6 protein-coding genes are annotated in these 8,057 nt (G+C 61.4%); 1 reads left to right on the forward strand and 5 read right to left on the reverse strand.

All coding sequences use genetic code 11. The annotated features are described in order from the left end of the window. Positions 1 to 189: 189 nt before the first annotated feature. The 3 genes from BP846_RS02555 to BP846_RS02565 all read right to left on the reverse strand — a co-directional run bounded on the left by BP846_RS02555 (position 190) and on the right by BP846_RS02565 (position 3,474). Complete coding sequence (locus BP846_RS02555) at positions 190 to 579, reverse strand: cupin domain-containing protein (RefSeq protein ID WP_221058091.1); 390 nt, start codon at positions 577 to 579, stop codon at positions 190 to 192. A gap of 40 nt (positions 580 to 619) precedes the next feature. Beyond that, positions 620 to 1,612 carry a TIGR03557 family F420-dependent LLM class oxidoreductase gene (locus tag BP846_RS02560; protein WP_292392476.1) on the reverse strand — a complete coding sequence of 331 codons (993 nt, stop codon included), beginning with the start codon at positions 1,610 to 1,612 and terminating at the stop codon, positions 620 to 622. A gap of 455 nt (positions 1,613 to 2,067) precedes the next feature. Then, a complete protein-coding gene (locus BP846_RS02565) occupies positions 2,068 to 3,474 on the reverse strand; it encodes a PAS domain-containing protein (protein ID WP_292392477.1) in 1,407 nt (468 codons plus the stop codon). Between the two features lie 281 nt (positions 3,475 to 3,755). Between BP846_RS02565 and purB the strand changes: the two genes are divergently transcribed. Continuing rightward, positions 3,756 to 5,096, forward strand: coding sequence for an adenylosuccinate lyase (purB, locus tag BP846_RS02570; protein ID WP_292392478.1), 1,341 nt, complete (start codon positions 3,756 to 3,758; stop codon positions 5,094 to 5,096). Positions 5,097 to 5,103: 7 nt separating this feature from the next. On the opposite strand, the gene BP846_RS02575 is transcribed toward purB, so the two are convergent. After that, the gene (locus BP846_RS02575; protein ID WP_292392479.1) at positions 5,104 to 7,125 is read right to left on the reverse strand and encodes a magnesium chelatase subunit D family protein; all 2,022 of its coding nucleotides are present in this window, start codon (positions 7,123 to 7,125) and stop codon (positions 5,104 to 5,106) included. Between the two features lie 104 nt (positions 7,126 to 7,229). Next, positions 7,230 to 7,559 (reverse strand): hypothetical protein, encoded by a 330-nt coding sequence (locus tag BP846_RS02580; protein ID WP_062265786.1) that lies wholly within the window; start codon positions 7,557 to 7,559, stop codon positions 7,230 to 7,232. Positions 7,560 to 8,057 lie beyond the last annotated feature (498 nt).

Raw genomic sequence — 8,057 nt, forward strand, 5'->3', positions numbered from 1 at the left:
CTCCTTTACTTAAAAAAGATGAGGCGGATATTGAAGGTGCCCCCGGGTGGGTTCCATCGGCTTATAAGGTGGAGATGCCGATTTTTTCAGCAGGGAGATGTGTGATAACGGGGCGGAAATCCCCGTACCCGGGGGCACCGGACACGGAGGTGTGATATCGGGAAGAATGAGGCCGGGAAACCCCTGCCATCACTTCGGGCCGGTAACAAATACTGCCAGCAGTGCGAGATCCTCCTTGTCGGCGATGACGGTGTGACGGACGCCGGGCGGCGTGGTGAAGGTGTCCCCGGGCTTGAAGAGTATCTCTCTCCCATCGAGGATCATCTTCCCGTGCCCGGCGAGGATGGCGTTCCACTCCCACTGGCTCTCGTGAAGGTGGTCAGGAACCTCACAGTCCTTACGCACCCTGACGAGATGGGAAGAGAACGACCCCTTCGTGTCCGCTCCCGGCGCGAGATCCGCCAGGGCGACACCGGTCCATGCCGGGTTCGAGTACCACACGGGTCGCCTGCCCGCTTTCTCTGCAGGGAAGAAGGCGGCACCCTCCTCCATGAGCCGGGCAATGTTCTGGTTTTCCATCGTTTCTCCCATAGATCGGGATGGACCGGGCAAGCCCGGTTCATTCCGTGACGGCGGGGATGATCTCCTTGAAGATATCGATGCCGAGGTTCACGTTCGGGCTCGAGTTGCCGAGACAGAAGTGGTTGATGCCTGCAGCCTTGAACCGCTCGATCTCCTTGATCATCCCTTCGGCGTCGGTTGCGACCATGAAGTTGTCCTTCATCATGTCATGTCCGACAAGGTTTGCATGGAGTTCGACCTCCTTTGCATCGGAGACCTTGTATTTGAACATGGCGGGAACCAGGCAGCCGGCCCAGAAGCGCAGTGCCTCAATGGCTTTGTCATAGTCGGCGTCGACCGAGTACCAGACGAGCATGGCGTGCTCCATCTTGCTCGGGTCCTTCCCGGCCTCGCGGGCGCCTTTCTCGAAGTTCGGGATGGTGACATTCTTCAGCACGGAGGGCGGCGCAGACACCGTCATGAGGTGGTCGGCGTGCTTCCCTGCCAGCTGTGCTCCCTTCGGACCCATTCCGCTGAAGTAGAGCGGAACCTTGTCGTCGGGCTTGGTGTACAGAAACGCCTTGTCGAGGGTGTAATACTTGCCCTTGAAGGAGACGGGCTCCTTGCTCTCCCAGAGTTTCTGCATCACTTCGACGGCCTCTACGGTCATGTCCTGCCGCACCGGTACGCTCGGCCACTCGCCGGTGACCGGCACCTCGTTCAACGCCTCGCCGGCGCCCACGGCAATGCCCACACGACCGGGGTACATCTGCCGGAGGGTGGCGAACGTCTGTGCGACGACTCCCGGGTTGTACCGCATGATCGGGCAGGTGATGCACGTCGAGAAGAACGCCTTCTTGGTGGCCTGGAGTGCCGCACCCATCCAGGCCCAGGCCTGCCCCGTCTGTGCATTGGTGTGATACCAGGGATGGAAGTGGTCGTCTACCCAGATAGAGTCGAAACCGACATTTTCTGCTCTGACTGCCTGTTCAAGCGCATCCATGGGGCGGTACTGCTCAATAGATGCAAAGTAACCAATCTGTGTCTTCATGGTACTGGTCTCCTGATGATCGGCAAAGTCACCTATCCAGGGGCAGGCCTACCCAAATCTTGATACGCTACCAGTTCCAACGAGAGCACTGGTACGGCAGCTGAGGTCCACACATCTAATCCCACTTATCTGTGGTGGATCACGGCCATCCTACCCCATTGAAGGTTCTCTTCCGATCCTGTTGTGGTGTGCGGACTAGTTCTCCGCAGAAAGAATAGTGTTTGCGACTGACTATATAGATATCGTTTAATGTTCAACAATGCCCGGACGGCGATCGGAGATATTGGCCCACCCCGCGATTCATCTGGGATCATACCGCCGGAAAATCGTCAAATTCTCAGGAGAGCCGTTGGGATTCTAGCACGAATAGCCTGAAAATCCCCAGAACACGCGAGGGTCGGGGGGTTACACCCGGAGGGCAGGAGGGGGGCTGTGTTCAACAATAAGAGAATGTTTTATATACCAATTCCAGACAGGTCATTCTCTCGCGTTACACGAGCATTGCACGCCTGGAACGGCGTTTCAGCCTCCTTACGGACAGCATCCGATACGTCGATCATAAAAGACGCGATCTCTCCGGAAGGTAGTTTGAAGACATAATGGGAGATCCAGGGAAAGTCCTCGCGGTTCCGGTATTTGAGCGGCGTAACAAACTCCGGCTTTTCGGTGGTCAGAACGCGATACAGGAGATCGTGCACGTACGGGTTCGGGAGATCGGGGAATTCCTCGAAGAGTTTCTTCCCGACGAGGTCTTCTTTGTTCATCCGCAGGAGGGCTGCTGTTACCCCGTTGACGTCTTTGATGATGTACTCGTTTCCTCCGTCAATCGGCTCGTAGATCAGGACGCCGTTGCAGGCCTTCTCGAAGAACGACCGGTAGCGCGTCTCCTTGAAGGCCAGCTCCTTCCGGGCCAGCCGCTCGGCGGTGATATCCCTGAAGAGGATGGCGAACTCGTGTGAGGTCACCCCGCCGTCTGGAGTGATCGGGGTGAAGACCACGTCGAAGTAAGCGATGCCCGACCGGGTGCTCGGAATCCGCTGATCCCGTTTCAGGCGGTCGAAATCGCAGGCGAGTTCCGTCTCGGCGACTTTTCCCTGCCGGATCAACTCGAGGAGCTTCCCTTTATAGCAGGAGATATCGAAGATGTTTCCTTCCGCCAGTTCCTGAACCCCGTTCAGGCCGAGGATCCCCAGGGACGCGCGATTTGCGTTGAGAACGGTCCCATCGGCCGTAAAAAGGATGATCCCGCTGGGAACCCTCTCGAAGATCGTCCGGATCATCTTCTCCGAGTATTTCAGGGCGGCTTCGGTGTTCTTCCACGCCGTGATATCCTGCAGACTGATCAGGATCCCCGGCTTCCCCACATGGGAGACCGTCGGGGCAAACTCGATGTGATAGATGTGGTTCGTGCTGTCCTCGATGTACTGCATCTCGGAGAGGTAGGTGCCGGACTGCCGGACCCTCTCGATATTCCGCATGATGGTCGGGTCCGAGAAGATACGGAGGTTCAGGTCGAAGAGGGAGGCGCCGAGGATGTTTCTCCCGCGGTGGATGCCGAGAGTCCTGATGAAACTCGTATTCACCATGAGGATCTGGAGGTCGGCGTCCAGGATGACGATCGCGTTTGAGAGGCGGTCAAAGAGTTCCGAGAGCGGGACCCGCTGCGCCGGGGTGTACAGCTTCGATCTTCCGAACCGCTGCATGCTCACGTCCCCGCTCGACTGGAGCATCTCGAGGTACTTGGCGACGGTAGCCCGGTTCATCCCGAGTTCGCGGGAGATTGCGGAGATGGAGAGGCCCTGCGGCGATCGCTTCTCAAGAAGGCTGACAATTCTACCGAATATATCCTGATACTCGCTCATGAATGCTATCCTCCGGACCTCACGGAGTTCACCGGGATCGGTTGTCGGTCGGGAGATCTCCCGACAAGATCATTAGGGAGATCGTGACTAGTATCTTTCGGGCTTCCGGGAGAGCCCCCCATTGCCGGCGGTCCGGAGACTCTCCACCGGACAACTCCCACTATCGCTACGGAATAGGCCTCCATAGCGATAGAACCGGGGCGACAGTCTGCTTCCCGGGGAGTGGAGAGCAGCCTTCCGGCAACCCTTTTTTGTAGCGAGAATGCCAACACTTCTCTACTATGGCAATCCATCCCATCGACTACCGGTACGGCACCCCGGAGATGCGTGCCGTCTGGAACGAGGAGAACCGCTTCCGGGCGATCGTCATGGCCGAAGTGGCGCTGGCCCGTGCCGAGGCGGCGCACGGGATGATCCCCCGCGAGGATGCGGAGACTATCGCGGCTTCTGCACCGAAGGCACGCCTTGAGCGGGCGAAGGAGATCGAGGCCGAGATCAACCACGACATGATGGCGATCGTCAAGGCCGTCACCGAGGTCTGCGGCGACGCGGGCAGATGGATCCACTATGGCGCGACCTCAAACGATATCCTGGATACCGCGACGGCCCTGCAGCTCCGCGACAGCCTCGCGCTCATCGAGGAGAAACTGGGCAAACTCCTCTGCGTTCTCCTCACCCGGAGCGCCGAGACGAAGACCCTCGTCTGCGCCGGCCGCACCCACGGGCAGATCGGTGTGCCCACCACCTACGGCCTCCGGTTCGCCATCTGGGCAAGCGAAGTCTCCCGCCACATCGAGCGGCTCCGCCAGATGCGCCCGCGGGTCGTCGTCGGGCAGCTCACCGGTGCCGTAGGCACCCAGGCGGCCCTCGGCGAAACGGGGATCGCGATCCAGGAGACGATGATGGAGTTCCTCGGGATCCGGCCGGTGGACGTCTCGAATCAGATTATAGCGCGGGACCGCTACGCGGAGTACTTCATGTTCCTCGCAAACGTGGCGACAACGCTTGACAAGATCGGGCTTGAACTCCGGCTGATGCAGCGCTCGGAGATCGGGGAACTCGCCGAGGCGTTCGGGAAGAAGCAGGTGGGCTCAAGCACGATGCCCCACAAGCGGAACCCGATCAAGAGCGAGCAGGTCTGCGGGCTTGCCCGGATCGTCCGGTCCGCGGTCGAACCCGCCTTGCAGAACAACGTCCTCTGGGACGAGCGCGACCTGACGAACTCATCCCCCGAGCGGGTGCTCTTCCCCGAGGCGTCGGTGCTGACCGACCATATCCTCAAGGTGATGATCGGCGTGATGGATGGCCTCGAGTTCAACAAGAAGAACATCCGAAAGAACCTGATGATGCTCCGCGGCGTGAACCTCGCCGAGTCGGTGATGATCGAACTGACGAAGCGGGGCATGAGCCGGCAGGAGGCCCACGAAGTGATGCGGACGGCGAGCATGCAGGCCCTCGACGAAGACCGCGACCTCGCTGAGGTGCTCGCCGGGCGGCCGGAGGTCACGGCGTTCGTCACCCGCGAGGAGCTCGACGCCCTCCTCGACCCGGACGCCTACATCGGGACGGCGGTCCGGCAGGTGGAGCGGCTGATCGAGAAACTCGCGCCGCTCTGCCGGTAAAGGGATCTCAGGCAGGGTGCGCCGCCGCATCCCGCTCGGTCGCTGTGATTCCGTGCAGGAGCCCGGCAGAGAGATCGCCAATCGGGTAGTAGCCGCCGTCGGCATGTTCCGCAATGGCCCTGCAGTAGCCGAGCCGGAACTCCAGGAAAGAGTTCCCCATCTCCTCGGTATCGATGACCACCGTACGGATGCCGTACGACCGGATTTCCTCGGCGATACCGACAATCTCCTGACGTACATCTCCCGCGAGAGGAACGTTCGCCCGACCGTCGGATACGACGACCATCATCGGGATCACCTCGCCGTTCTTCCGTCGCTCCTGCAGGAGGACCTCCATGCCTTTCATCAGGCCGGCACAAAGCGGCGTCTTTCCGCCGGTCGGGAGATCCTCCAGCTGTTTCTGCGCGAGATCGACGCTCGAGCAGAGCGGGAGGAGGATCTCGGCGCTGGTTCCCCGGAACGCCACAAGGCCGATCCGGTCGCGGTGCCGGTAGGAGTCCACCAGCATCGAGAGGACCGCGCCCTTGGCCGACTCCATCCGCTTTGTCGCTCCCATCGAACCGCTGGCATCGACCACGAAGACACACGCGACAGAGACCTTCCCCACCCTGACCCGTTCGCGGATATCCTCTTTTTGGACGGCGACCGCCATCCCCTTGTGGTCGCGCACCACCTGGTGCGGGGCGGCGGCCCGGAGCGTGGCATCGAGTGCGACGTCACCGGTCCCGGTCGGATACCGGGCAGAAACATATCTTCCCGCGTTTCCCGCCGAGAACGTCTCGAACCGCCTGCCGGAGGCTCTCTGCCGCTCCCGGGTGTCTCGCCGCTCCGGCAGGCTCATCTTCCTGACATCGATTGGGTCTCCGACAGGGAGGACGGTCTCGTGTGCGGCACTCCCGCCAGAGGGAGGCGACTCTCCACCATCTCCGCCGGGGTGCTCGTCACCGGCCGCATCATCCCCGCCATCCCGGGGAGGGTGGTCGTGCCCGCTCCCCGCGTTCTGCAGTGCTTCGTCGAGGTCTTCCGGATCAATCTTCGGCTCCTCAAACGGTTTCCGGCGCATTCGGTGCGGGAGCGCGAGTTCCATGGCTTCCCGGACGTCGTCGCGGGTGACTGCGGTCCGCCCGTCAAGCGCGGCGATCGTCTTGGCCGTGCGGACGACGGCGATATCGGCGCGGTGGGTCCTGACCCCGAGCCTGATGCATGCCTCCGCCACCGCATGCAGGAGGGCATCGTCAGCCGTGACCGACGGCAGCAGCGCCCGCGCATCGACGATCTTCTCGCGCAGTTCCTCCTGCGCCGCGTCGTATGCCTGCCGGCACTCGCCGGGATCGCGCTCGAACGCCTCGGCGGCCCTGACGATCGCCACACGCTCAGCGGGGTCCACGATCCCCTCCACGGTCACCTGGAGCCCGAACCGGTCCAGCAGTTGCGGCCGCAGTTCTCCCTCCTCAGGGTTCATGGTGCCGACCAGGATGAACCTGGCAGGATGGGAAAAGGATACGCCTTCGCGCTCCACCACGTTGACGCCCATAGCGGCGGCGTCGAGGAGGACGTCGGCCACGTGGTCGTCCAGCAGGTTGACCTCGTCGATGTAGAGGATGCCGCGGTTGACCGCGGCAAGGATACCGGGATCGATCGTCACCGTCCCCTCACGGATCGCCCGCTCCACGTCGACGGTGCCCACCACCCGGTCTTCGGTCACTCCGAGCGGGAGGTCGACGACGCGGACTCGCCGGCGATCCGTCTCCAGCTCCTCGCCTGCAGCCTTCTTCTCAGCACAGGCATTGCAGATGCCTCCGTCGCCGGCAGGATCGCAACTGTATGGGCAGCCCCGGACCACGTCGATCTCGGGGAGCACGCCGGCAAGCGCCCTGACCGCGGTGGACTTGGCCGTCCCTTTCTCGCCGCGGACGAGTACGCCGCCGATTCCCGGGTTGATGGCATTGAGGATGAGTGCGCGTTTCATTATCTTCTGGCCGACGATGGCGGTGAACGGAAGGACGTTCCTCTGTGCCCGGTATAACATATATTAGAATATGACGCAACTGATGTTAAATAATATCTATTTTGTAATAAATTGCAGGCATGATCGGGGGAGGGCGACCCTGCCCCCACCCGGGACCGTGAAGTTCAGAACTCTTCCGCGATGCCGTAGCCGTACGACCGTAGCGCCAGGCTCCCCGCCTTCTCCGGGTATGCGGCAAGCACGAGCCCCCGCAGTTCCAGGAACTCTTCGGCGGAGACGATGGAGACGGTCTGGAGCAGTTCGTCCTCGCCGGGCTCCATCGACCAGGAGTGCAGGTAGTAGACATCGGGCACCCCGTCCTCTTCGTGCAGGTAGAGGTCCTTTCCGCGCACATATGCCCCGCCGGGCTCGCCCCGCGGTGCGTAATAGATGCAGGCGTCACGGTCGGTGTCCAGCACGATCTCGCCTTCGTTATAGGTGATGCTTTTCTTCATGGTCAACCACCGCCGCCCCGCCACCGGCAGGGCGGTTCGGCGAGCGGCGGAGATGGACCCCGGAAGCCCGGTGAGGTGGCCATGGCCGTTTTGTGGCCCGGGCCGGGGCACCGGCGGCCCCGCCACCGCCCGCCAGGCAGATATACGGCGAGGAGTATTATATAATTTCCTATTATTAAGATTAAGTAACATAATACTAACAATTAGTAACATGAATTTCCCCGACAGCGCCACCGGCCCGATTTTTCGCCGCCCGACCGACCCCGGCTCCTCCGTCATGCCGGGCAGTGCCCCGGGAACCAGCCGATACGAGAAAAACCGGATTTGTTGAACCCCGTCCCGCCTGCTCCCGGAGAATAGCAATTCCCGGGCACGACGGTTCACCGGGCTGCGCATCTGACGGTGCTCCTGCTTCGGACGTTCCGTCCATCGCAACTCGAAAACACTTCGTATTTTCTCATGCTCCTGCTCGAAGCCCGGTAGTGCCCTACGAAACAA

Source organism: Methanoculleus sp. UBA303 (assembly GCA_002501655.1).
In the GTDB taxonomy this organism is placed as follows: domain Archaea; phylum Halobacteriota; class Methanomicrobia; order Methanomicrobiales; family Methanoculleaceae; genus Methanoculleus.